This window comes from Coleofasciculus sp. G2-EDA-02 (genome assembly GCF_040226375.1).
Taxonomy (GTDB): Bacteria; Cyanobacteriota; Cyanobacteriia; order Cyanobacteriales; family Coleofasciculaceae; genus Coleofasciculus.
In genome coordinates this window covers 26286-51138 of record NZ_JAVKEW010000179.1, presented here as the reverse complement: position 1 = coordinate 51138, position 24853 = coordinate 26286, and the positions used below count along the sequence as shown (strand labels likewise).

22 protein-coding genes are annotated in these 24853 nt (G+C 45.8%); 10 read left to right on the top strand and 12 right to left on the bottom strand.

Annotation, left to right across the window (positions count from 1 at the left end; genetic code table 11):
• Nucleotides 1-29: 29 nt before the first annotated feature.
• The gene (locus RLO19_RS21535) at nucleotides 30-377 is read left to right on the top strand and encodes a four helix bundle protein (RefSeq protein WP_446359474.1); all 348 of its coding nucleotides are present in this window, start codon (nucleotides 30-32) and stop codon (nucleotides 375-377) included.
• A 328-nt stretch (nucleotides 378-705) separates the two neighbouring features.
• On the opposite strand, the gene RLO19_RS21530 is transcribed toward RLO19_RS21535, so the two are convergent.
• The 7 genes from RLO19_RS21530 to RLO19_RS21500 all read right to left on the bottom strand — a co-directional run bounded on the left by RLO19_RS21530 (nucleotide 706) and on the right by RLO19_RS21500 (nucleotide 7219).
• Nucleotides 706-2196: a hypothetical protein gene (locus RLO19_RS21530; RefSeq protein ID WP_446359473.1), complete on the bottom strand. Its 1491-nt coding sequence runs from the start codon at nucleotides 2194-2196 to the stop codon at nucleotides 706-708.
• A gap of 24 nt (nucleotides 2197-2220) precedes the next feature.
• The gene (locus RLO19_RS21525) at nucleotides 2221-2991 is read right to left on the bottom strand and encodes an alpha/beta fold hydrolase (RefSeq protein WP_446359472.1); all 771 of its coding nucleotides are present in this window, start codon (nucleotides 2989-2991) and stop codon (nucleotides 2221-2223) included.
• A gap of 78 nt (nucleotides 2992-3069) precedes the next feature.
• A complete protein-coding gene (locus RLO19_RS21520; protein WP_446359471.1) occupies nucleotides 3070-3879 on the bottom strand; it encodes a nucleotidyltransferase in 810 nt (269 codons plus the stop codon).
• Between the two features lie 24 nt (nucleotides 3880-3903).
• A complete protein-coding gene (locus tag RLO19_RS21515) occupies nucleotides 3904-4278 on the bottom strand; it encodes a type II toxin-antitoxin system VapC family toxin (protein ID WP_446359499.1) in 375 nt (124 codons plus the stop codon).
• Nucleotides 4268-4543 (bottom strand): hypothetical protein, encoded by a 276-nt coding sequence (locus tag RLO19_RS21510; protein ID WP_446359470.1) that lies wholly within the window; start codon nucleotides 4541-4543, stop codon nucleotides 4268-4270. The genes RLO19_RS21515 and RLO19_RS21510 overlap by 11 nt, the downstream gene beginning before the upstream one ends.
• Before the next feature lie 61 nt (nucleotides 4544-4604).
• Nucleotides 4605-5279 carry a phosphoribosylanthranilate isomerase gene (locus RLO19_RS21505; protein ID WP_446359469.1) on the bottom strand — a complete coding sequence of 225 codons (675 nt, stop codon included), beginning with the start codon at nucleotides 5277-5279 and terminating at the stop codon, nucleotides 4605-4607.
• Nucleotides 5280-5479: 200 nt separating this feature from the next.
• Complete coding sequence (locus tag RLO19_RS21500; RefSeq protein WP_446359468.1) at nucleotides 5480-7219, bottom strand: DUF3352 domain-containing protein; 1740 nt, start codon at nucleotides 7217-7219, stop codon at nucleotides 5480-5482.
• A 382-nt stretch (nucleotides 7220-7601) separates the two neighbouring features.
• Between RLO19_RS21500 and RLO19_RS21495 the strand changes: the two genes are divergently transcribed.
• The 4 genes from RLO19_RS21495 (at nucleotide 7602) to hrcA (ending at nucleotide 10883) form a co-directional block, all read left to right on the top strand.
• Nucleotides 7602-8579 (top strand): Gfo/Idh/MocA family oxidoreductase, encoded by a 978-nt coding sequence (locus RLO19_RS21495; RefSeq protein WP_446359498.1) that lies wholly within the window; start codon nucleotides 7602-7604, stop codon nucleotides 8577-8579.
• A gap of 46 nt (nucleotides 8580-8625) precedes the next feature.
• Nucleotides 8626-8955 (top strand): cupin domain-containing protein, encoded by a 330-nt coding sequence (locus RLO19_RS21490; protein ID WP_446359467.1) that lies wholly within the window; start codon nucleotides 8626-8628, stop codon nucleotides 8953-8955.
• Nucleotides 8956-9195: 240 nt separating this feature from the next.
• Complete coding sequence (locus RLO19_RS21485; protein WP_446359466.1) at nucleotides 9196-9555, top strand: rhodanese-like domain-containing protein; 360 nt, start codon at nucleotides 9196-9198, stop codon at nucleotides 9553-9555.
• Between the two features lie 239 nt (nucleotides 9556-9794).
• Nucleotides 9795-10883, top strand: a complete 1089-nt coding sequence (hrcA, locus tag RLO19_RS21480; protein ID WP_446359465.1) for a heat-inducible transcriptional repressor HrcA — start codon at nucleotides 9795-9797, stop codon at nucleotides 10881-10883.
• Nucleotides 10884-11343: 460 nt separating this feature from the next.
• On the opposite strand, the gene RLO19_RS21475 is transcribed toward hrcA, so the two are convergent.
• The 4 genes from RLO19_RS21475 to fabI all read right to left on the bottom strand — a co-directional run bounded on the left by RLO19_RS21475 (nucleotide 11344) and on the right by fabI (nucleotide 16408).
• Nucleotides 11344-13143: an LA_3751/LA_3752 family putative glycosyltransferase gene (locus tag RLO19_RS21475; protein ID WP_446359464.1), complete on the bottom strand. Its 1800-nt coding sequence runs from the start codon at nucleotides 13141-13143 to the stop codon at nucleotides 11344-11346.
• Nucleotides 13144-13364: 221 nt separating this feature from the next.
• Nucleotides 13365-14681, bottom strand: coding sequence for a DUF2330 domain-containing protein (locus RLO19_RS21470; protein WP_446359497.1), 1317 nt, complete (start codon nucleotides 14679-14681; stop codon nucleotides 13365-13367).
• Between the two features lie 57 nt (nucleotides 14682-14738).
• Nucleotides 14739-15611, bottom strand: coding sequence for an RnfABCDGE type electron transport complex subunit D (locus RLO19_RS21465; protein ID WP_446359463.1), 873 nt, complete (start codon nucleotides 15609-15611; stop codon nucleotides 14739-14741).
• Nucleotides 15612-15631: 20 nt separating this feature from the next.
• Nucleotides 15632-16408, bottom strand: coding sequence for an enoyl-ACP reductase FabI (gene fabI / locus RLO19_RS21460; RefSeq protein ID WP_446359462.1), 777 nt, complete (start codon nucleotides 16406-16408; stop codon nucleotides 15632-15634).
• A 287-nt stretch (nucleotides 16409-16695) separates the two neighbouring features.
• Between fabI and ntcA the strand changes: the two genes are divergently transcribed.
• Nucleotides 16696-17367: a global nitrogen regulator NtcA gene (gene ntcA / locus RLO19_RS21455; RefSeq protein ID WP_446359461.1), complete on the top strand. Its 672-nt coding sequence runs from the start codon at nucleotides 16696-16698 to the stop codon at nucleotides 17365-17367.
• Nucleotides 17368-17441: 74 nt separating this feature from the next.
• Here the strand turns inward: ntcA and RLO19_RS21450 are convergent, their stop codons facing one another.
• Nucleotides 17442-19565 carry an NAD(P)/FAD-dependent oxidoreductase gene (locus RLO19_RS21450; protein ID WP_446359460.1) on the bottom strand — a complete coding sequence of 708 codons (2124 nt, stop codon included), beginning with the start codon at nucleotides 19563-19565 and terminating at the stop codon, nucleotides 17442-17444.
• A 156-nt stretch (nucleotides 19566-19721) separates the two neighbouring features.
• On the opposite strand from RLO19_RS21450, the gene RLO19_RS21445 reads away from it, so the two are divergent.
• The 4 genes from RLO19_RS21445 to RLO19_RS21430 all read left to right on the top strand — a co-directional run bounded on the left by RLO19_RS21445 (nucleotide 19722) and on the right by RLO19_RS21430 (nucleotide 24648).
• A complete protein-coding gene (locus RLO19_RS21445; protein ID WP_446359459.1) occupies nucleotides 19722-19988 on the top strand; it encodes a hypothetical protein in 267 nt (88 codons plus the stop codon).
• A gap of 274 nt (nucleotides 19989-20262) precedes the next feature.
• Nucleotides 20263-22233, top strand: a complete 1971-nt coding sequence (locus tag RLO19_RS21440; protein ID WP_446359458.1) for a glycoside hydrolase family 9 protein — start codon at nucleotides 20263-20265, stop codon at nucleotides 22231-22233.
• Nucleotides 22234-22454: 221 nt separating this feature from the next.
• Nucleotides 22455-24191, top strand: coding sequence for a glycoside hydrolase family 9 protein (locus RLO19_RS21435; RefSeq protein ID WP_446359457.1), 1737 nt, complete (start codon nucleotides 22455-22457; stop codon nucleotides 24189-24191).
• 85 nt (nucleotides 24192-24276) lie between these two features.
• Nucleotides 24277-24648, top strand: coding sequence for a hypothetical protein (locus RLO19_RS21430; protein ID WP_446359456.1), 372 nt, complete (start codon nucleotides 24277-24279; stop codon nucleotides 24646-24648).
• The last annotated feature ends 205 nt before the right edge of the window (nucleotides 24649-24853 follow it).

Sequence of the window (24853 nt, the reverse complement as noted above, 5' to 3'; positions counted from 1 at the left end):
CAATTGATTAGGAAAGGAGAATTTGAAGGATGACGGATTTCCGAAAATTGAAAGAATGGAACAAAGCCCATGAGTTAACGGTTGATGTTTATCAGGTGACTAAAGGGTTTCCAGAAGAGGAATTACTGGGATTAACTCAACAGATTCGTCTGGCTTGTGCGGCAATTCCGATTAAAATTGCTCAGGGGTGCGATCGCGAGGAGGCGGAGGACAGACTCAGCTTCCTGCGGCTGGCGCGGGATGCGGCGATTGAGGTGGAGTATTATCTGCTGCTGTGTTATGAGTTGGAATTGCTGAGTGCTACAGATTATGACCGTTTGGTTAGTGGTGTGGTTGAGGTGAAAGAACTATTGGAGTCTTTTATCCAAAAATTCTAGGGGAATTTTTGATAGTGGAGTTTTATCAAGAACACTGATAGTCAGGGCGGGTTTATTTACTTAGGACTCTCAATACCAGATAATGGTAAAACCCGCCCCTACAAATTACCTGGCTATGCGTCATTGTTTATTTTGAGGCAATTTATCTATCTGATTTTCTCTGCCTGTACTCGATCTGTAGATTTCAGATTAGAACTTTTGTACTATATTAACAGAGAGTTTGTTTTTGATCACTTCTGTGCTTGGGTGATTAAGCGCGATCGCACGATGGGTTGGTTGATCCTGATAAGCGATCGCGTTCTCAATAGAATAAGGGCTAAAGCCCTTACTACAAACTATGAACGGTTTCCTCTCCCTCCTGAACATCGCCTAACACATCATCACTCCAATGCACGGGAAACTCATCGCCCCTTTCACCAATAAATTGATCCAGTTTCTCTAGGGGTAGAGGTTCAGGGAGTGGATAACGTACCCGAATCGTCTTGGGTAAATCGGTGTAATAGTGCATAAATGTGGCAAAATCTCTAGGGTATTTGTCCTCATCCACGCCAACAAACTCACCCCGCAAACGGGCGCGGTTGAGAACAGTACGCCAATCCTCAATCGAAGACAAACCGATGGAATCGGTTCCATGAGAAAAGAGCATCATGTAGATCTCATCATAAGCGTCTGTACTGTCTAAATATTGGTTCAACCAATTGAAAGACACTTCTGTATTAAACTTCATCCAAAACGGTACTGAACCTGTTCGCAAAGTCCAAAAAGGTTCTTGCAGGATAAAGGATTCGACTAATAACCGATTAGAAACAATCTGACGCTGCTTGTACCACCACCGATAAAACTCAGCCACAAAGGGACTCATATCCTCCGGTTCCTGAAAAGTGATCCGCCGCACCCGATACCCTCGCTGACGGGCAAAACGCTCCACATCCTCACGCAAACTTGGCTCAAAGCCCCACTCCGCCTCCGGGCGATCATCGCGATCTGGGGTAGGTGAGTCCCATTTTCGTCGGGGTGACTGGTATTTCTCCAAAAACTGGGCAACTCGTTCGCCACCATGGAGGAATTCCTCTGCTGTTGCACCGCCTAAGGCGCCAAACTGGAAAATGTGGCGATCGCTAACCTGAGTGGTGGGGTAGGTACGCTGGCATTCGACGAGAAAGATTGTCCCGCCTCTGGGTAACGAATTCTCCAAAAAGCGCTCGTAAGTTTTACCCAGGCGCAAGCGCTTGACGCGAAAATAGCTCATCCCCTGACTCGTCAGTCGATCCTGACTCGGATCGTGCATCTGGTACAACTTGAGATCAGGATTAGCTTCTAGCAGATTCCTAGCGGGTTGTTTACTCCACTCTAAAATCTTTTTCGGCTCGTCTGGATCAATCCCTGGATGCTTTACTGGGATGAGAAAGGTTTGGGGTAGCCATGGCATGTCCAAAGCTGCATAGAGATGAACTAGCGCCCCACAAGAAGAACCGATCGCAACGGCTGGGTAGGAGCGCTGGGGATACTCACTCACCATCCATTGAGCCACAGCATCAGCACTGACATTCCCTAACTTATCGGCAGCAATTGCTTCACCGGCACTACCTTGAATGTAGATCGATTCCTGGAGAGAACGGGGTAACTGGTTCACTAGGGCAAGCAGCGGTTCTGTCATCGGTGAGGCAATACCGACTCCGGGAAAATCTTCCCCGCGCAAATAAGCCGCCGTCGCCCGCAGCATCCCTGAGGCGGAGTCAAAGCCGGCAAGGTAGGGGGGAGCGATTCCCATCATTGCCAACATAGAAGTTAATATGCGATTGTCAAAAGGTATTTTCATTTAGCTCTCCTGTGTCACCATCTGCTATTGGGTTGCCTCTAGGAACGCTTTCGTTACACGGCTCAATTCTACAGGAGCGCTGTAATTCAGAGTATGTCCGCCGCCGGGAATGATAGCTAATTGACCTTGGGGCAAGAGTTCCACGACTTCCTCTGCCCAATACTGTGGCACAAGCGGATCTTCTCCACCGCGCACAACCAGGGTGGGGACTTTCACGTCGGGAAGCTTTGCCTCAATGCGATCTGCTAAGGCAATTTGGATCGTACAAACAGCCCGCAGCAAACCAGCCTGCCAGTAATCATAAGCTTGAATCGGTGCTTGGGAGGGATCTTCAAGACGTGAGTCTAGAATCAATTGCCACAACTGTTGCCCGAATGTGCGGGCGTGCCGATTCATTGTCGGTCCCTGCAACACTGCCCGTTCGATGCGATGAGGGTGACGGATGGCAAACTCTACGATAATTTGGCAGCCGAAGGAATTCCCTAGCATTGTCGCTCGCTCGATTCCTACGGCATCCATCCATTTACATAAGATATCGGCTAATTCAGGTAACTCCAGCAGATAGTCTGGCTTATCACTTTCACCATAACCGGGCAAGTCGGGCGCGTAGACATGGGCAACTGGTGCGAGTAACTCTGCCGTGGGCATCATATAGCGACTGGAAACCACCAGTCCATGGATTAGGATCACAGTTGGAGCGTCTTCTGGTAGCGCCTCTGTGGATCTGCGATCGTGTATGGACAAACCATCAACTATTGTGTACTGACGTTGCAGTTTTTCTTCAGATAAACTCATTAACCACTAACTATTAAAGTTGAGCATGAACACCAGTCCAGTTATAGGGGTTGACAAATAAACTAAGGTATAAATGCATCATTTATTTTTTTTAAGTGCTGCTGTCCACTCGGCTATTTCTGCTGCTGTCATGCTACCTTGAGGGCGAAGCCGTGCATCTTGATATCCCCAGCATTCGACATCAATCAAGTATTGACTTCCAGATAGCAGTGTACCTTGACAAAGGGGATCTGAAGGAGGCGTCGTACTCATCTCTTTGTGCAAACGGTGTAACAAATCCTGCATCACCCAAGCCGGAATTCGCTCACGCTCACTCGGATAAATAAAGCCAAAGAGAATCAAGTGGGTTAGGAGTACCCGCCAGTGAGAACCGAAACGCTCCAGCAAGTGTGACCAGTTTAGCTGATCCGCACAAGCGCGAAACAAATGTGCCACATCTGCACCATCCCAACGATGGCGCTCCATGATGAATGCCTTGGATCGAATCATCTCTTCGGGTGAGCAGAGTTTAACGGGAACGCCAAAAATTTCGGCTTCGACAGCATGTTCAAACCAGATCTGATCAACCTGATCATTGGCATTGGGTGAGTTGAAGATAAAGTCAATAAAATCCTCTTCCAAGAAAACCTTTCCCAACCAATAGGCTAACGATAGCTCAGTACGCCAACCTATTGCCGCAAATGCCTCAAAGACGCGATCGCGATCGCCACGGCGAACAAATATGTCGAGATCTTTTGTATGGCGGGCAATTCCGGTGTAATGCTCAAACCCATAGGCACCACCCACCAAAAAGGGTATTCCAGCTCCCTGGAGCGTTTTCAGAGCTTTTGTATAGAATTCCTGGGTTTTTGGATCAAGATCATCCAAACTGGGTATATTTGATGACATATCATATCAACTGAGTTCCCTTGTCTACAGTTCTCCCCTCTCAAAAGGATTTAATAACTGTAACTCCCCAATCCATTGAAAGTCATTTAGATTCCGTGTGACTAAGACAAGATTATGTGTCAAAGCTGTTCCTGCAATGATGGCATCTCCTACTGTCATGCGTCTCATTTGCCGTAGTGCTACAGCTTGATTTAAAACGGGCTGCGAAATTGGCAAGACTAACGAAACAGCAAAAAATTCCTCAAGAAGTTGACGCTCCACTTCCGTCAAACGATGATAGCCCAATGTTTCAACATAACTGAGTGCTGAAACTGCGGGTTCATGTTCCGCAATGAATTCACGTAACCAGACATATTCGGGGCGAGTCGCGTAAATAATGATGTTGCTATCAAGTAGCATCATTGACTTCCCCTGGACGTTCCCGATCCTGTCTGCTCTCGCGCTGCCATACTAAAGGATCGATCCCTGAAAATGCCTGTGTCTGCGCTAATTGTTCTAGTACTGCCGCCATTTGTTGCCCACGTCTGTGGGTTGTAATCAGCGATTCTTCCTCGATAAAAGTAACTAGAACCTGAACCGGGCAATCGCCCTGAAGCCCCTGATTGACTTCTTCTTGCCATTCCAGCAAGTTGCCCTTCAGGATAGCCCGAAATGTACGCAGCATAAGCAATGGCTCCAAACTTTGCCATCCATTTTAACTTCCAGAGTTTCCTTTGCCTCAGTTACTAAGTTCTGAAACTTTTGTTAACTTGATTGAAGAACTCAGCAAGCTTACCCTCATCTAATTTGCCATTCGTGCGAACCCCATTACAAACATCCACACCAAAGGGTTTAACCGCTTGAATCGCATCTTTGACATTCTCCGGAGTCAGTCCACCCGCGAGGAAAACTGGCACGTTGACTAACTCCCGAATGCGTCGGCTAATTGTCCAATCATGAACTCGCCCGGTTCTGCCCAGTTCTTTCTCTGGTAACATGGGATTCCCCGAATCGAGGAGCAATGCTGAAACATGGGGTGCAACTGCCAACGCTTCCTCGATCGCGGCTTCGCTGGTGACATAAATCGCTTGGACAATGGCAATTCCTGGTAACGCCTGACGTAAATCATCATGGCTTCCCCATTGCAGGCGATCGCACATCTGAATCGTGTTGACGCCTAAGCGTCGTTGCTGGGCAATAATCGCGATGGTATCAAATTTACTGGTGAGTAGAAATGAACAGACACCCGGAGGTATCCTAGCGGCGACTTGGGCAATCAAGCCTTCAGACACCATACCCGATCCACTGGGCATCTCGGATACTAAGCCTATGGCACAAGCGCCATAACAAATGGCGAGATTGGCTTCGTCAACACTACCGATGCAGCAAATTTTAACTCTCGGTCGGATTGTGGGTTCCATCAAATTCCGAAGAAAAACGTTCTCATACAAAGGCTTGAGGAGAGGGCGAGCCGACCGTCTGTAGGGGCGGGTTTTACCGATACCATGTAAGCAAAAACTGGTAACTTATATAAACCCGCCCTGTTTCTGGTGTTGTTAATTAGGCTAAGCGGGTTGCCCCTACCTTGTCGATGATAACTCTATTCGAGGAACAATTCGTTTTAACTGGAGGATTGATCAACCCATTGGAAAAATAACTTGCTCTGTTGAACACCTTGATTAACACCATAGCTGGTGATGGTTAGCGATCGCAGGTGGTCAAATAAAGGTTGACCAATGAGTTCCACCACCCGCACAATGGGAATCTGACGCTCAAGCAAGGGTTGACTCTCTAACCAGTTGATATAGAGATACCCATCATTTTGAGTCGGTAAGGCTGCGATCGCGTTCTGGAAGCGGGGATTGTGCAGTAGGGAATCCTTCACCCCATTAAGCGCCGCGTCCATTGCTTCAATTGAAGTGGCAAACACTTCGTAGTCTCCCACCGTGGTGTGAACGCCCTGAACTTGGGCTTGTAAACTTAACAACCCATCTTGGCGATTCTTCAGGGCTTTTGCCGTAACCAACTTCGTCCACGCCGTAATTGTGCGATCGGCAAACGGCAGTTCTCCGACATTTAATCCTTGCTGCTGAGCCACTATATCCAAATGCTCAATCCCATCAATTGCCTGATCATTTTTACCCCTTTGTGCCACAAAAATCCAGTCGGGATTCGGCCCGTCCGATCGAGGGAACCAGGATAGGGCATAGTCTCCTTCCACCCAACTGAAAATCTCCTTTGGCAATTGAATCCCCCAACGAGACTTGAACCAGGCAATCCCTTGGTTGAGTAAGCTGTTGAGATTCTCATCGGCTTCGAGTCGGGTGGATAGTTGTCTCCAGAATTGGTTTAAATCAACCCCAGCAATTGCCAAAGCACTTTGGGCGGGAATGTACTGGAGGGCACCAACAGGCTGAGACAGGACTGGAGTAATCGGTTCTAGACTCGATTTTGACCGAGGAATAGCCGTTTGTGCCAACAGCCCCTGAGGAGTTAGGGACAGAGTAAGGGCTAAACTTTTAGACGCCTCAAACGACTCGCGATTGGGAATCGGTTGATTAGAAATCCAGGCGGCTAGGGCGGGTAAATTCACCACGCTGAATCCAATTCGCGGTTCTGTCAAACTTTGCAGCAGTTGTTGATAATCAGGATCTTCTGCCAAACTCAAATCAGCAACTTGTACCGTATTAATCGCATTCCGCAATACCTTGGGGTGATTGGCATATAGCACAAAGCGATCGCCCACGATCGCACTGGTTAAGGTGTCCGGGATGGGACGAGATTCTGTATCGTCGGCAACCTTTTTCCCACCGGGATTAGATGGCTGATAAGTCAGGTTGACTCCTTGATAGGATTCAACGACTAAATCGGCTGAGTCAGCACTCATGCGTCTGGAATAAACCTGTTCCTGGGCGGCTTGGGGTTCATTGGTGGTAAAGATGAGTAAGTATCCCGGTTGTGCGGCATTTTCGGGATTGCGGTCAACATCTAAGGAGGTTACAGCCAGAGTCAGTTCATCATCAATCCAGGGTTGAATGTCCCGTTGATAGTCCAGCCCCAAATTGAAAAGCAGACTGTTTTCCAGTTGTTGGAACTGTGCGATCGCACGTCCTCGCTTCTGGGGCTCAACCACCACTTGCTGCAACGCTGCTAAGCGATCGGGATTCACGAGTAACGATATCATCGCGGGGGCTTGTTTGGGCACGAAAATCGCCGCAGTGGGATTTTTTACCTCCCGTTCCTGCAATAGAGTTAGGGGGCTGTGGGCGTTGACCCAGAACCAGCCACCTCCAGCGAGTAATAGCAACATTACCACACCGGCTGTCAAGGCATAAAAAAACGAGCGTAGTTTCATTGTCATTTGTCATTTGTCATTTGTCATTTGTCCTTTGTCCTTTATCATTTGTCATTTGTCATTTGTCCCTCGTTGAAGAATTTTGGGGCGGGTTTAGGGATATTAGGGTGAAAGCCAAATGTTAGTGGTAAAACCCGCCCCTACAACAAATGTTCCCCCTCACCTCATCTCCTTCATCTCCCAGACACTGCTTGGATCACGTCTCTACTGGTGTGGCACAGCTAACCAGCCCCAAAAAAATGGTAGCCTATTGACAAGCTGATTGAGATTTTGATATGTTCTACACATTACTTCATATAACCTTACAAATGAAAAAAAAATTGACTTGTGTGCGTGTAGGTGATGGGCAAGTAGCCAGCTTACATGAAAAAAATTACACGATCTTGGTATAAAGACTGTAGGGATTATTGATCCCGATCCGGTTAAACAAAAAGAGGCAGCAAAAAGAGGCATAAAGGTATGTAGTTTCGACCAAGCGGCAGAACTAGAGCCTTTTCTTTGGGATATTTGTAGTCCAACCAAGTATCACTTTGAAACAATTAAAACTATTGTAGAATATGACAATAAAGCCAACATAATTGTCGAGAAACCTGCTTGTGAATATGGACAAATAAAAAGTTTGATTGATTTAATTAATAGATTTAATGGTAAGCTGGTTGTCAACGAAAACTATCTCTACTCATCGGTAACAGATAAGATAAAACAAATAATTATTGACCTGGATATAACTCCAAATAGAGTTGTATCAGAAATGACAAAAAATAGAATTAATGATTTTACTAATGGTCGCTTCTTGGATAATCATTTTTATGCCTTTGGATATGAAGGTTCACATATAGTTACCAATGTCCTGGCTCTGGGAGAGGAATATCTTCCCCAAAAAATAGGGAATGTGTTTGATGCCGATCTATGTATTGAACAGAACGGTATAAAGCAGTATCTGCCCAAGCAGGCGATGGGAGAAAAGCACTATAGGGCAGTGAATAACGCCGAAGTTGTACTATATACTTCGATGACAGGAAATATAAAATACTTTTTTCCCGGATACTCTCAGCACCACTTCTACAAAGCGCCTGAAGACCCCCATACTAGATACCGTGTATTGGCTGTAGAAGACCATAGTAAGGGTATAACTGTAGCTGGATTCTATGAGCCTATTCTTGGTCAAAATCGAAGAGAAGGGCGTGTAGTCGTTTGCCAAAATGGTATTGTCAAAACAATCATCTCCCCTATAGTTGATGATACAATGAGTAAATCATTGAAAAATGCTATAGAATATTTTCAGGAAAAACGAGAGAATCCATGCTCTGCCAGAGTAGCTACGGAAATTGTAAATTTTTTATATTTATGGTATAAACAAAAATAACAGCCATTAGCTTCTTAAAATTAGATAGATAGAAGGTCTACATAGGATGATACGTTCTAGCGATAGCATACCCCAAGAAAAAGGACACTGTGGCACGATAAGAAAACTGGTATCCCAAGGGCCAGCTAAATTTATACATCTTTTTGTAGATAATGCCCAAAAGCATTATCACAAAAAAACAACAGAGTATTATTATGTACTTAATGGCTCAGGACATATCTCCCTGGATGACGATATACAACCGATAAAAAAAGGCGACCTGATTGAAATAGAACCAGGAGTTAAGCACCAAGCCATTGAAGGTGAATTACCTTTAGAAATTCTGGTAATTGAAGTACCTCCTGCCATAGGAGACTGTTATATAGTGAATGAATAGTCCCTAATCCTAAATATATCGGTAAGCCAATGTGCATTTAAATTGTATAAGCTGTGATCAATTTAAATTGGGTATTAGTAGCGATCAAGATGATCGCACTACAAGGATGAGAGCCATTATTGACATTAAGGTTTAAATGCCCAACAGCCTGTTGCCTATTGCCTTCCTGGGAATTTAGGTATCCCAATCCAAATGCAGCAACAGGTTATTCTGGTATATATTATTTTCCTTGCATCTGTTATGTCAGCTCAATCCTTTAATCAACCCATTCCCCAAGTCAATGTTGAGGAACTCGCGCATCGGATCAGCCAATCCCCACAAGGACTCCAGCTGATCGACGTGCGTGAACCCCAAGAAGTCGCGATCGCGCATATTCAGGGGTTTGATGTTCTACCCTTGAGCGAATTTGCCCAATGGTCCGACCAAATCCACAGCCGCTTTGAAGCTGATGCTGAAACCGTGGTGATCTGTCACCACGGTATCCGTTCGGCTCAAATGTGCCAGTGGTTAGCGGATCAGGGGTTTACCAATGTCAAAAATGTCGCGGGCGGAATTGATGCCTATGCCGCAATAGTCGATCCTACCATCCCTCGCTACTAGCGGTCGATCATAGCAAGCTACAGAATCCCAGGTTCTTCTGTTATCTTAAAATCAATACCCTTTAAGACGGCATTCATCCTATGGGGAAAGTCCGTTCCTTCAAACGTCACTTTAGCGGCGTTGGCGATTTAACCGATCTCTAGGGATATCTTGGAGAAAAGTTTCTCCATAAATTGCCATGACCATGATGATTTTAAATGATTCTGGGGAAAATCTGATTACGTTCGGCTTTTTTTCAAATGTCTGTACACGTCAGTCTTAATCATCGGCAACAACATATTCTTTGGGCAACTATCCGTCATTACATTGCGACGGCGGAACCTGTGGGTTCCAAAGCTTTAGCCCAGGAGTATGATTTGAGTGTTAGTCCTGCTACAATTCGCTCTTGCATGAGCGTGCTCGAAAAATCTGGCTTACTCTATCAACCTCATACCTCGGCGGGACGAGTTCCCTCGGATTCAGGATATCGCATTTATGTGGATCACCTGATTCAACCATCCAATACGTTGGGACGTCACGCTGAGACATTATTGGCAGATCATTTGAAGGGTGACGATTTCAACTTTGAAGCTTTGCTACGGGATGCAGGGCAAATTCTCTCGACTCTAAGTGGGTATATTACCCTGATCACCTTACCTCAAACCCAAACGACACGATTGCGCCATTTGCAATTAGTATCTGTCACACCAGGGCGGGTAATGTTGATTGTGGTGACTGACGCCTATCAAACCCAATCAATTGTTATGGAATTGTCGTCGGTATCACCGGATGATCAAGCCGATGCAGCGAATGTTGAGCAAGAGTTACAAATATTATCCAACTTTTTAAGTAGTAAGCTGCGGGGACGATCTCTAGGTGAACTGGTGAACTTAAATTGGAGTGAACTTGACCGCGAATTTGTCCAGTATGCCGATTTCTTGAAGAAGGTATTGGCAGAATTGACTCGCCGGATGAAAGCATCGGTAGCCACGCCGATTTTAGTTCGGGGGATTGCTGAGTTATTGCGTCAGCCGGAATTTGCTGAATTGCAACAAGTTCAAATGTTGCTTCACCTGTTGGAAGAAGAACAGCAGCAACTTTGGCCCCTAATCTTTGAACTTCCTGATAGTGTAAGTTCTAAGCGGCGGGCAAAAGTGCGAATTGGTTCAGAGAATCCTTTGGAACCGATGCAAACCTGTACGTTGGTTAGTGCGACTTACGAACAGGATAATCTGCCTGTGGGTAGTGTGGGAATTCTCGGACCTACTCGGATGCTTTATGAAAACGCGATCGCTCTTGTGGAAGCTACGGCTGATTATCTGACGGAGGCGTTGAGTCAGGTGGCTTAGTCATTTGTCATTTGTCATTCGTTCTTTGTGATATAGATGAATCTGGCGACTGGAAGTCGCAGCTACACAAACCAAGTCCGCCTGCGCGGACTCGATTAGAAAGTCCCCCTTTTGAAGGGGGATTTAGGGGGATCGAACAGTGACATCGACAAACTCAATCTGATAAACTTACAATAAAACCATGACTATACTCGCTGAATTAGTCAAACTCTTCCCCACCCTGAACCTTCCCACCAAAGCTTACGCCTAGTCTATAATTTACTGGCAAATTCTTCTCAATTCCGATGGGAGTTTCAATCGTCTTGTTGAATTTAATACCCCCCAAGGTGAGGGGCTTCTAGCTTTCACCGGAAGTCTCTTGCACCTGGGAAAATCAGGGCGGGTTTAGTCACATCTGGATGCAACCAAAAAGATAGTTGTAAAACCCGCCCCTACACAATTCGCCCCCATAAAAAAGGAATTACTCCGATTCCTCCATAATCAATGCATTATAAATAGGATACTTACCAAACTCTCCTACTTCAGATAACTCAATCCTAAATCGCTGACTATCCTGACTAAACCTCCTCGCGGCTGAACCCTCTTCCGGTGGTTGGCAAGGGCGAAACGGATAGCAAACATACGTAAATTCTTGCTGCCCTTCCTCCACCAACGTTTTACCTAATTGAACCAAATCCTGACTCGTTTGCGCCTTAAAAAATATCTTGTCCCCCGCCAACCCTGGTTCTATCGCCTGGGCGACAAATTGATGAGAAACAGCAATCACAGGATTCGGCTGTTTCTGTAAGACTTGAATCGCCGGGAATATACCATCGTGATTTTTCTGTAAAAACTTGACCCCGGCATAACTATTTTTATGAATACTCACCAGCAAAAGGGCAGTAAAGCCAACAATACCGATATACTTTAACCCCCCTGACGAGACATTCAGGATAAACTCTAACTGCTTCGTCGCCAACAAACAAATAATCGGCACGAGAAGCAATAAAAACCTGGCTCCCCATTGTTTACCCCCAGCAATTAAACCCGCCGTTCCCTCTGGCACCATTAAAGAGACGAGGATGATAAAGAGTAATCCCCCCCCATAAATTAGGAGCATTTCCCAATTTAACCTTACATCATACTTTTTCACCCAAGCCAGAAACAACAATCCCGCTAAAACCAAAATCCATAGAACCTTGTACATCCTCCCCTGAGTTACCGAAAGTCCAACAACAGCCGTTATCCCAAAACTTAATCCCAAAAGAACCATCATTGGCATCGTTAACCGCCTCTGGGAATTTCTGCCCAACCCAACCAACAGATAAGCAAGGGCAAAAAAAGTAATCGGTAAATACTCAAACAGAGCCAAGCTTAATCCCTGAAAATTCTGCCATCCCCCTAAAAGTCGCTCCGATAAACCTGTTTCCTCCACCACTTGAATTGCATGAATTCCCAAAGGATGGTTATAAATAAGTTTATTCGACAGAAAGAACAAGCCAACCGTGGCAATTAGACTAATCGCAAAAATTTCTTGGTGTTCCGTCACATAGGATAGCTGACTCAGATTAAATCGCTCAATATTAAACTGTTGCCTACTCCAATTCCACAACGACACACCATAGACAAAAACGATAATCAAACTCACCAACGCTAAAAATTCAGGTCTAAACCAAACTGAACCGCCAATGAGAATTCCGCTAATAATAACCCGCCTTATGGATAGCGGTTGATTTTGTCGAGGAAAGAAGAATAAAGCCAACCCTAACCATGCCAATGCTAAAGAGAGAGTATGCTCCCAATACATCGCACTATAGAGGGTTAACGGTGAAGCAAATATCAAAACAATTAAAGCCACTGATGCAATCGTTTGGGACAATCCTAACCGTTTACATACCCAGTAACCAGTTAACCAGATTACCCAGGTTGACACCAGAGGAATAATATATAATCCGCGATAGCCAAACAGAGCCTGAAAGGGAGCCGTTACCAGGGGGAAGGTATAGGGAAACGTAAGATAATAGCGATCATTTATATAATAAACAAACGGTTCTTCAAAGGGATACAATCCATTTTGCCAAAGTTGACGTACCCAAGGTAAGGAAGGAGGCACCAAATCAAAGCGAAACTGCCCTTGACTCAACTGTTTTGCCAATAACGCCTTCAATCCAGCATCGCCACTAAAGAAAACCCCTTCAGGTATTAGCCATTGTAGGTACAAAGAAAATAAAATACCAACACCAATAATAATTAGAGGTAACTTATAGTCTTTTCTCGTCATTTTTAATATACCGCAGGGTGGGCAATGCCCACCAACCTTAAGTAAGTACCATTCGATTTAAAATATACTGATTATCTATATTATCCTAGATCAGAACCCTATGATAGGGAGCATGTCAGGTTTACACGCAATACCCCAGTTACCCCGATAAGTTGGGTTTCGTCCCTCAACCCAACCTACTGGCGTTGACATGCACCCGATAGATAACCATCAAGCCGTGATTAATTCCAAATCCTGCGCCACCAGCGATTCGGTTTAGTCCCAGGAAAATCAATCTTCTGGCGAATATCCCCAATTTGCCATCCCGTCAGCTTGGCTAACGTCTGCGCCTCCTGTTCAAATCGTTGATTCAAAGAGCGTTTATACTCATCAGCGGCGGGACAATTCATTTCCCCGGTGTAAGGATGTCGCAGTACATATCGACCTTGAAAATTTTGCCGACTCCCCGTTTCTTGGAACATTAAATCTTCAGGAAATGTATCACGAGTGTAGCGGACGTGTAAACGGCTAATAAACACATTATTGGGCGCATTCCCATTCAACCAAAACACACCTGCTTGCTCTAATTCCTCCCTAGTTAAAGGGTCAGCCGCACAGGGATCGCACCATCCCATATCCCAGGCATATTCTAAAAATGCAACTTTTTTCCTTTCTTGCTCATACGCCGTCTGAAACATATCCTTATAGAACTGAGCAAACTCATCCTTAACAAAAACAGGAAGTTCGGCATTAGACGGAATTTGCACAGTGCGATAATTAGTAACTTCTGCTTGACCGTTGGGGGATAAAATATACACAATTAAATCTTGCTCAGTTGTGGCATTAATCATCCCCAAACGAATCGGCAACATAAAACGCGGCGATTCATACGCCATCTGTAAAGGGCGGAGTAATTGAGAACCCCCAGCTGCAAATTCTTTCAGATTAACTTTCGCCACAAAAAACTTCATATCTTGGCGAATATAAGGTTGCAGTAGCCGACTAGCACCACGAGGGATGCGATAATCATTACGCCTCAGCCAGGTTTCCAACCCATCCGATTCTTTGGCACTAAGAATTAAAATATCGTATTCGCCAACCGAAAAACGAGATTCTATCGTAACGCCTAAAGCACTGTCTCCCAGATTTTCCCCATACTCGTCTGATGATGTTACTCCTCTCGCTGAACCTCGAAACTGCGCTGGTGCAGGAGGGATACAGGGATTCGGATCAAAATATTCTACCAATCGCGGCGCACTAAACCCATCCAGTCGTTCGATAATCTTCGGGTTTGCTACCTGTACCTGTTCTTGTTCTAGAACCACAGGAACAGGCACAACCAAGGCAAAATCTTTAACATCGCCTTGATAGTCATTCGCCATCGTCAAAATCGTGCGATCGCTATCCCGTGCGATAATTACTTGAGAGGCTTGGTTGTAAAGCTTTGTATCCGCTTTCGCCACATAAAATCCACAAAAAGCCAAGGCTTTTGGCGCAAATATCATAATGGCAAAAACTGCCAAGAATAACGCAAATAATACCTGTACTAGCTTTTTCATCATTTCCTCATTGGGACAAAGAATTTATTAACCTAGGTGTTTGTTGAATTTCCCTCCTCACCCATCACCGTGAAACCTCCAAACAAATCGCGGTGATGACCAAATCCAATCTAAAATAACGGTTAGGGGAGAAAGGGCAAATAACGCCCAGAAAACCGCCGTAGACATAAAGAAATGATTCCGCAGAATAAAGGTTAAAATCGCAATACTGACAGCCCAGAGTAAACGACTCACCCTAGCATTGGGAATGGAGCGGGGATCAGTTAACATAAACAGGGCAAACAATAAGAACGAGCCACTCATCAACCGATGCGCCCATACATCCCAGGTCCAGCCCAACCAAAGATTGCGAAGGGCTTCGAGTAAAGCATAAGCGCTGAAAAAAGCCGCCGTTGTATCCCAACGCCCCACCCGTTTTAAAATCATGCCCCCAGTCCCGACAAATAATAGGACATACCAACCCTCCTCTCCCCACTGTCCTGGAGAAACCCAGGCATCCTTGGTAAGGATTAAAACTGAAATTATGCCAAAATTAGCCGGATTAAAAAAATGTCTGCCCTGGAATCGAAACAGAAATTTACTTAAAATCGCCAGCGCCCCCGCCAAGATCATCGTGCTGTAGTGATCGACTCGCAGGAGTAGACTTAATCCTAATGCGGTAATCATGGCACTTTTGAGGGATATGGGGGAAGTGTTGAGTGTGGACTCTTCACGGCGTTCGAGGGTAGGGTTTTGAGTGAATTCCTCATCTGCCTTATTTCCCTGAGAGATAGACCAAAGCCTGAGGCTGATATACTGGGTCAGCAAACAAGTCGCGATCGCAACACCAATGAACTGAGGCTGTAATGTCCAATCTCTCGTACCAATACCCAATACCAGGAAGAGTGAGAGAAACAGAATCTGATAGTCTCTGGGATCGGATTGCTGCATTTGACTACCGTGGGAAGATATCACATGCCCATGATCTCATATCCAGCATCGACATATAATACTTGACCCGTGATCCCACTAGCGAGATCACTACATAAAAAGGCGGCTGTATTGCCAACTTCTAGCTGAGTAACCGTTCGTCGCAGGGGTGCTACCTGCTCCACATGATGAATCATATCCAAAATGCCGCCCACGGCTGAAGATGCCAGGGTGCGGATTGGACCTGCGGAAATCCCATTGACGCGAATATTACTTGGTCCTAATTCGGCGGCTAGATAACGGACACTCATCTCCAATCCCGACTTAGCAATCCCCATGACATTGTAATTGGGGATCACCTTCACACCCCCAAGATAGGTCAGGGTGACAATACTTCCCCCCTCTTTCATTAAGGGTTTAGCAGCGGCGGCTAATCGGGTTAGGGAATAGGTACTAATTTCTAAGGCTGTGGTAAACCCTTGTCGCGAGGTTTGGCTAAACTCTCCGGATAAATCCTCTTTGTTGGCAAATGCAAGGCAATGGATGAGGATGTCGAGTTTGCCCCACTGCTTCTCAATCGCCTCAAAGGTGGCATCGATTTGAGCATCATCTTGGACGTTACAGGGTAAAAATACACTGGGCTTTAGGGGTTCTACCAACTCTCTAACTTTCTTCTCAAAGCGCCCCTTGTCATCGGGTAAATAAGTGACCCCCAACTCGGCGCCAGCTTGGTGCAACTGTTGGGCAATGCCCCAGGCGATTGATCGATTGTTGGCAATCCCAGTCACCAGGGCATTCTTTCCAGTCAAATTCAGCATAGGTATCTTAATTTTTCCAGGCAATAGAACAATTCGTTATAGAATAACCGTGTTTGGCGATGTTCGTTGTATGATAACGCCAAACCGTTAACCATCAACTCAACTCGTCAGATGTCCGTTGACATCTCACTTCATTATGTAACAATTGGTACAAAAAACCTATTGGGACTCATATTAAGTATTCTTGAATACAATATAGGGATCGTTCATTGAGCCGATTTTGGAGTCTCAAGCTTCATCGGCGACCACTTAGAAGTCAATAAGGCTTTGGCGCAAGGGTAATAGATATGGTCGTAATGCAAGATAGACCGTTGGCTGCTGTGTTCCGTCAAATCGGCGGAAGCTCATTTCCTCCCGTTGTTGAAACCTTTGAGCGGGGCAAAACTATTTTTTTTCCGGGAGATCCCGCTGAACGGGTCTACTTTTTGATCAAAGGAGCTGTGAAGCTTTCCCGGGTTTATGAAGCGGGGGAAGAAATTACAGTTGCCTTGTTGCGGGAAAATAGTGTCTTTGGGGTATTGTCCTTGATTACAGGTCATCGCTCTGATCGTTTTTACCATGCGGTGGCGTTTACCCCAGTTGAATTGCTTTCGGCTCCGATTGATCAGGTAGAGCAAGCGCTCAAGGACAACCCAGAGCTATCGATGTTGATGCTACAGGGATTGTCCTCGCGGATTTTACAGACGGAAATGATGATCGAGACATTAGCTCACCGGGATATGGGATCTCGCTTGGTCAGTTTTTTATTGATTCTCTGTCGTGATTTTGGGATTCCTGGCAAGGATGGGATTACCATTGACCTGAAGCTATCCCATCAAGCGATCGCGGAAGCCATTGGCTCCACACGAGTAACCGTCACTCGTCTACTGGGGGATCTGCGAACCGATAAAATGATTTCTATTCAAAAGAAAAAAATCACGGTTCACAACCCTGTAGTGCTGAGTCAGCAGTTCACCTAGGCGTTATTAACCATACAGTAGGACAAACTCCCCAACTAAGCCGAGAGTCTTTTTTAGCGCGATCGCAAGAACTATCAAGAATCAAAGGCTTTATTGTGACCAGAATGGGTCACTAATTCATCCTGATTTGATGCTTCACGCTGCACCCGTTCTGGACGCCCCATACCCGTTGTCATGGCATAATGTTGGGCTAACAGTCGCAACCATAGCGCGGGATAACGATTTTCAATCCACGGTTGTAAGCGACGAATCAGATTAGGGAACCACCCTTTAAGGAATCCACTCACTATCGCATTTCCAGTAAACGTGAAGTAGCTCTTGAGCCAACGTAATAAATCCTTTGCCCCTGCCATGTCCCAAATCCAAAAAATCAGGGCAGGATTACGTCTAGCTGCTTTTAATGCCAGTCGGTTGAAGGTTAACCAATCAAAACGGTCTTTAATAAAGGTATCAGCAACCTCTGGCGGTTCATCAGCTAAAAGCCCAAAGAAAGTATTCAGCATGGCGTTAACCCGTTGGGGGGGCAAATGACGCCAGGTTGGCACCATCATGCCTTTGGAAAAGAGCCAGGTGACTGCAATATTGCTTTGATGAGCGCGAATTTGGTTTAAATCTTTGGCACTCAAGAGATTATGCCGCAGGGCGGTATCGAGTAAGTCGGTTAAGCGCTCCAGATTCCGAACCAGGGAACCAAATCCGGTAAACACCAGAGGCGATTGCAGGGAAGCCGCATCTCCAATGGCAACCAGCCGATCAAACGCCACTGTGCGATCGCGACTATCTAGGCTAAAATGTCCGGGAATATAGCCGAATGTGGGTTTCTTCCACACCAATTTTTCCACGTCGCAGCGGCGGTATTCAGGTAAAATTGTAAAAAAGTCTTCATACATTTCTAATAAAGAGCCGGGGTTCTCAGGATGCACCTGATGGTAGTGGAACAAATAGATTGTCAGTTCCTCCCCTGCTCCCGGAAACAGTTCCCAAATCAACTGCCGTCCCCGGGAGATGTCGCCGTGGCTATTAAGAACGTCTCCATAGTTAGAATCCCACACCCCAGGATCAAACCCACTGGCAATTACTGCACCGACGGTGGGGCAGACGCTATCAAATGCCCTGCCACCATTCAGTTGCCAAGCAATGGGGGAAGCGGTACCCATGGCATCGACTAAAAGCCGTCCTATGGCTTGTCGGGGGGTTTTGCTGGGCAGATGCTTTAGACTGACGACAACTTCCTCTGGAGTCATCTCCGCCCGGATAAACTCCGTCTCATCCCAGATGTCGCCGCCCGCTTTTTGTAACTTTTCTCCACATAGTTGTAACAATTTCTCTGAATCAATTGCCAGATTCAGTACAGTTGGTGTATGTAATACAGGTGCTTTTAGATGAGGAGGGTTGTTGCCATCAAAGAATTTGTTGAAGCCATCGATATATTCTCTAGCGATCATGGCTTCAAACTCATCGGGGGTAAATAACCCCAAATCGATGAGACTCTCAAACTCAGCCCGGGAAATATTCCACTCTCGGTTCATGCGCCCAAAGGGTAAGCGTTCTACCAGTAGGACTCGATACCCCCGTTGTGCCATTACAGCGGCGTGAATGACTCCCAGGGCGCCACCGATATAAATTAGGTCATAGGTGGACTTTGATCGGCTGCTTCCTCGAAGCTGTGTTGGTTCCTCGGTTGCCTTAAACACAACTTGTTTAGGCTGTTGTGGATATAGCACTCCTTCGCGCCATCGTTTCTCCCACCAATAGACGCGGTTGAGGTCATATTCCCCTTTGGGCATTTTTTGGAAGAAATGAACCGTCTGGGGATAATAGGGTGCGAGCGCCTCAAAGATAGACTGTTGGGATAAATCAACCTCTGGGGGTTCAGGATAGTGGTAGGGAAACTTACCGCGTAAATCCGCAGTCAGCTTCTGGAGCAATTTCCGTTCGAGAGCGATCGCGCGATCGCAACCGCGAAAGGCTTTCAAGTACGTGGTTCGCTGCACCGACCAAACAAAAATGGAGATTTCCGGAATCGGAAGCTTTATCGGTGTAGATGAATTGGCTAAAGGCGCAGGTTCAATTTGTACCAGGATACCATCAGGGGTTATAGTTTTCTTCCCCAGCTCAAAGTGCCAGTCCTGCTGCAACCAGGTGCGAACAGTGTCGGTGTCGGGGTTCGGTATTTCTACGTAGAGCAGTTCTTTCATCGGAGTGATCTGATTCGCTGAGGAATTACGCAAGATAACGGAGGTGAGTTGAAGCAAAATACGCTACACTTCCGGATACTGATTGGTTTAATATTAGTAAAAAAAGTTTACACTCTTCTCATTTTTAGTCAATTAGGGTGCTTTTGTTAACTCACCATGAATTATCCCATCCCAGTTAGTCCTCAAGAAATGGCGGCTCTCCGTCAAAAACCAGTGAACGAAGAATTAGTGGCATCGGCAATTGCCGGTGTCATTCAGATTGCTCGTTCTCAGGGACAGTCCCTAGACGAGCTTACCGCCGAAGTGCTTGCAGAAGATAGTGTCTTAGATCAGGCACAACGCCGCTGGCTTAGTGATATTGTCGCCCAAGCCTGGAACATTCTGCCATCCATAGAGGCGGTAGAGAGTATTCCGGTTTCTTGAAGATGTCAAGCGGTGTCAATCATCGCTTGTCGTCAGGTTAGGCGTCAGGTTGCTCCCGCGTCCTAGCCGTCCCCTACAGAGTCTGTGCGTAAGTCCTACCCCAGGCGTCGTTTTACACTATCCGGACGGCTATTCGGGATAAAGGATTTTTCTTTATTGAGTGAAATATATCTTGATTAAAGATTTAATAAAAAATTAGCAATTGAGGGAATTATCGGACAGCTTCAGGAACTGGCTAAGCTAGCATTAGAGTAATCTGGTTAACCCCAACGTTATGTTTAAAGCCCGCACTCTGATTAAATTCCTGATCATTTTTTTGCTGACGGTCTTTATTTTAACATTTAACTGCCTTCACTATTTTATTTTCGGGGTATTCAATATTCTCGGTCAAGACTCTCTAGCAGGCAATCAGTACAATTACGGAGAAGTTTTGCAGAAAGCGGTCTATTTTTATGATGTGCAGCGTTCCGGAAAACTCCCTGCCAATAATCGGGTGGAATGGCGGGGGGATTCAGCATTAACTGATGGTGCGGATAATGGGATTGACCTAACTGGAGGCTGGTATGATGCAGGCGATCATCTAAAATTTGGCTTTCCCATGGCAGCTTCAACCACACTTCTGGCTTGGGGAGTCATTGAATACGAAGACGCCTATAAACAAAGTGGTCAATATAACGCCATGCTGGATAATTTGCGCTGGGTTAATGACTATTTTATTAAAGCCCATTCTGCACCAACGGTGTTGTGGGGTCAGGTGGGTAAAGGGAGTTTAGATCATGATTGGTGGGGGGCGGCGGAGGTGATGCCGATGGAGCGTCCTACCTATAAAATTGATGCCACTTGTTCGGGTTCGGATTTAGCAGGAGAAACCGCCGCCGCGATGGCAGCTTCGGCAATGGTTTTTCAAGAAACCGATGCAAATTATGCCCAAACTTTATTAAAACATGCCCAAGAACTCTATGACTTTGCCGAGCAATATCCGGGCAACTATTCGGATTGTATTACCGAGGCGGCGGACTATTATAAATCCAGTGGTTATACTGATGAACTGGTTTGGGGTGCGGCATGGCTTTATCGAGCAACCCAAGCGCCAGAGTATTTACAGAAAGCTGAAAACTATTATGAGAAGTTAAGGGATCAACCTAATGCAACTCTCGCCTATAATTGGACGCATACCTGGGATGATAAATCTTATGGGAGTTATGTATTATTAGCTGAATTAACCGGAAAAAACAAGTATCGACAAGACGCAGAACGCTGGTTAGACTATTGGTGCGATCGCTGTCAGTGGAAACACGTCTCCTATACCCCAGGGGGACTGGCTTGGCTGGATGAATGGGGTTCGTTGAGATATGCGGCAAAAACGGCATTTTTAGCGTTTATTTATGGGGACTCCGTAGACTCGGCTTGGACGCGACGAAAGTATCATGCCTTTGCTGAACGGCAGATTAATTATATTTTAGGGTCTAATCCAGATCAGCGGAGTTATGTGGTCGGATTTGGCAATAACCCACCGCAACAACCCCATCATCGGACAGCACATGGTTCTTGGGCAAATAGTAAAGAAATTCCGGAAGAAACGCGGCATATTTTGTATGGAGCCTTAGTTGGTGGACCGGATCAGCAAGATAACTTTATCGATGAACGGTCTAATTTTAAGATGACTGAAGTGGCGACAGATTATAATGCCGGATTTATCGGCGCTGTGGCGAAACTCTATCAGAAGTATGGGGGGAATCCATTAGCAAATTTTCCTCCAACCGAACCACGAGACGATGAATTTTTTGTTGAGGCGCAAGGGAATCAACTCAGTGATAATTTGATGGAGGTTCAAGCCACCGTTTATAACCAATCCGCCTGGCCCGCCCGGATTATTCCTAATTTATCATTTCGGTATTTTATTGATATTAGTGAGGTGATTGAAGCCGGAGGAAACCCAAAGGATATCCAAGTCAATACCAGTCCGGAATCAGGAATAACGGTATCTGGACTCACGCCTTGGCAAAATTCGCCAACGATTTACTATATCCAGGTGGATGTAGACGGAACTCAACTTTATCCTGGGGGAGAAGCGTATTATCAGAAAGATGTTCAGTTTCAGGTAAATACACCAACAGGTATCTGGACTATGAATAACGACTGGTCATACCCAGTAGAACAAGCCGGGAATGGCAAGGGCATTCATATTCCGGTTTATAATAGTGGAAAATTAATTTTTGGAATTGAACCGCCAAAGGAGGTATAAAATCAAATATAGGGGCGATTACCTTGTCTAGATAAACAACTCCAGAAACAGGGCGGGTTTATATACGTTACCCGTTTTGAAGAGCATATTATCGGTAAAACCCGCCCCTACAGACCTTCGGGTTAGCCTCTTCTCAAACCCTTGTGTCAGAACGTGTTTTTCAGGAATTAAAGGTGCGTCTACAGATTAAAATCTGTAAATAAATGGGATGGAATGATGCCATGAAAATCGATAGACGTTTTTTCCTCGGTTGGGCAATATCAATGGCTTATGGATTCTGGGCTAAAGGACAAGCGCAATCGGTAAATTTAGATAATCTAACTAAACTGTTGATTAATCAAGTCGGATATTCGCCAACCCGTCCTAAATTAGCCTTTTTACTCAATTCCCCTCATTCTGCCACGAATCCAGTCCAATTAATTAACGTCCGTAATAACCGCCCCGTATTCGAGGTGGAGTTATCAGCACCGATGCAAGATGCAGCCAGTCAGGATAATATCCAAGGGGTTGATTTCAGCGCATTCAACCGTCCCGGACGCTATTACCTGAAATCTGGAGATATTCAGTCTTATCCCTTTGATATTGGTCAGGATATTTATCAGGATGCCTTCAATACAATGCTGCGTTCCTACTATTTACAACGCTGCGGGGTAGCCATACGAGATTCTATCAATGGGATTGGTCATTCTCCTTGCCATTTAAATGATGGCAGCTTTGCTCATACCGATGATATGCATCGGGGGGGTGAAATGAAACGCGCCCAAGGGGGTTGGCATGATGCAGGAGATTTTGGCAAATATGTAGGACCCACGGCGGTAACTGTGGGTCGTTTATTAAGTTTATATGAGCAATATCCATCGTTATTTTCTGACCGCCAATTAATGATTCCTGAAAGTGGCAATGGCAGACCCGATGTGCTGGATGAAATAAAGGTAGGATTGGATTGGATGGTGACTATGCAACGGCGTGATGGTGCGGTTTATCGGAAGCTTTCGGGGAAAGAGTGGCCCCCCATGATTCTACCGAATGAAGATATCCAAACTCGCTATATTTATGGGATTTCTACACCAGAAACGGCAAAATTCGCTGCCGCGTTGGCAATGGCGGCGAGAGTGTATTCAGCTTATGATGTGTTATTGGCGAAGAATTATTTGAAAGCGGCGCAAAAAGCTTGGGAATTTTTGCAAAGTGAACCATCTATGCGGGTGGATTGGGTTGAGGGTGATGATAGTGGTTCGGGGAAATATCTGGCTGGAGAGTGGGATACGGAAGCCTCGTTAACGACGGATAAAGATGATCGTTTTTGGGCGGCGGCGGAATTGTTGATTACGACAGGGGAGGCGAGTTTTGCTGAGTATTTAGAGCAAGAGCTTCCTGAGTTGTCTTATACTTTATTTGAATGGAAAGATCCCTCAGCTTTGGGGATGGCAGATTATCTGCTGCAACCGCGTCAGCAAGGTTCAGAGAATCTGAAGGCGCAAATGAAGCAGAAGTTATTAGAACGGGCAGATCGTTTGCTGGAGACGGTGAATGGTAGTGGTTATCGCTTGGCAATTGATAAGTTTATCTGGGCGTCGAATAAGATGGTGGCGGAGGAGGGGATTACCTTGTTTTATGCCTATAAATTAACTGGAAATCAAGGGTATTTTCAGGCGGCGGTAGATCAGTTAGATTATTTGTTAGGACGCAATCATTTTAATCTATCCTTTGTTACGACTGTGGGGTCAAATTCAGTCCGCAATGTCCATCACCGAGTTGCTGTAGCGAAAAAAACGGTGATTCCTGGGTTAATGGTAGGGGGGGCGAATGCAGAAGCCCAGGATGGAATTGCCCCGAAAGGATTGGGTCCGCTAAGTTATTTAGATGATGAGCGATCTTATGCCACGAACGAATATGCGATTGATTATAATGCCTCCGCGATCGCACTGATGGGGATGGTGATGGCGGAAGGTTCATAGTTGTGCTGTCTTCGCGATCGCATCCCGTTGATGAGGATAACAATAGCCCCTACGTTATTTGGGGATGGTGGGTTGAGTTGCGGTGGTGAGGGCGGGTTTTGTTGAGGCGTTAGGGGTTAATGTTGTTGAGTTAGCGGTGGTGAGGGCGGGTTTTGTTGAGGCGTTAGGGGTTAATGTTGTTGAGGTAGCGTCTAAACCCGCCCCTACATTATTTGGGGATGGTGGGTTGAGGGTGTTTTTTGGGTTGGTTGCGGTGGTGAGGGCGGGTTTTGTTGAGGCGTTAGGGGTTAATGTTGTTGAGGTAGCGCCTAAACCCGCCCCTACGTTATTTGGGGATGGTGGGTTGAGGGTGTTTTTTGGGTTGGTTGCGGTGGTGAGGGCGGGTTTTGTTGGGGCGTTAGGGGTTAATGTGGTTGAGTTAGCGCCTAAACCCGCCCCTACGTTATTTGGGGATTAAGTTCATCATGAAGTTCATAGTGGAAAACCTTAACCTTAGATTTTGTTGGGTTTCCTTACGTCAACCCAACCTACAATGCTTAATCCCAATCAAAGTCCCCCTTAAAAAGGGGGATTTAGGGGGATAAAAAATGCATCAACGAAGCCATAGCGACTTTTCCAACAACCTCTCAGGCGCGGTTTCATTTTCGCAATAATCTACCAAG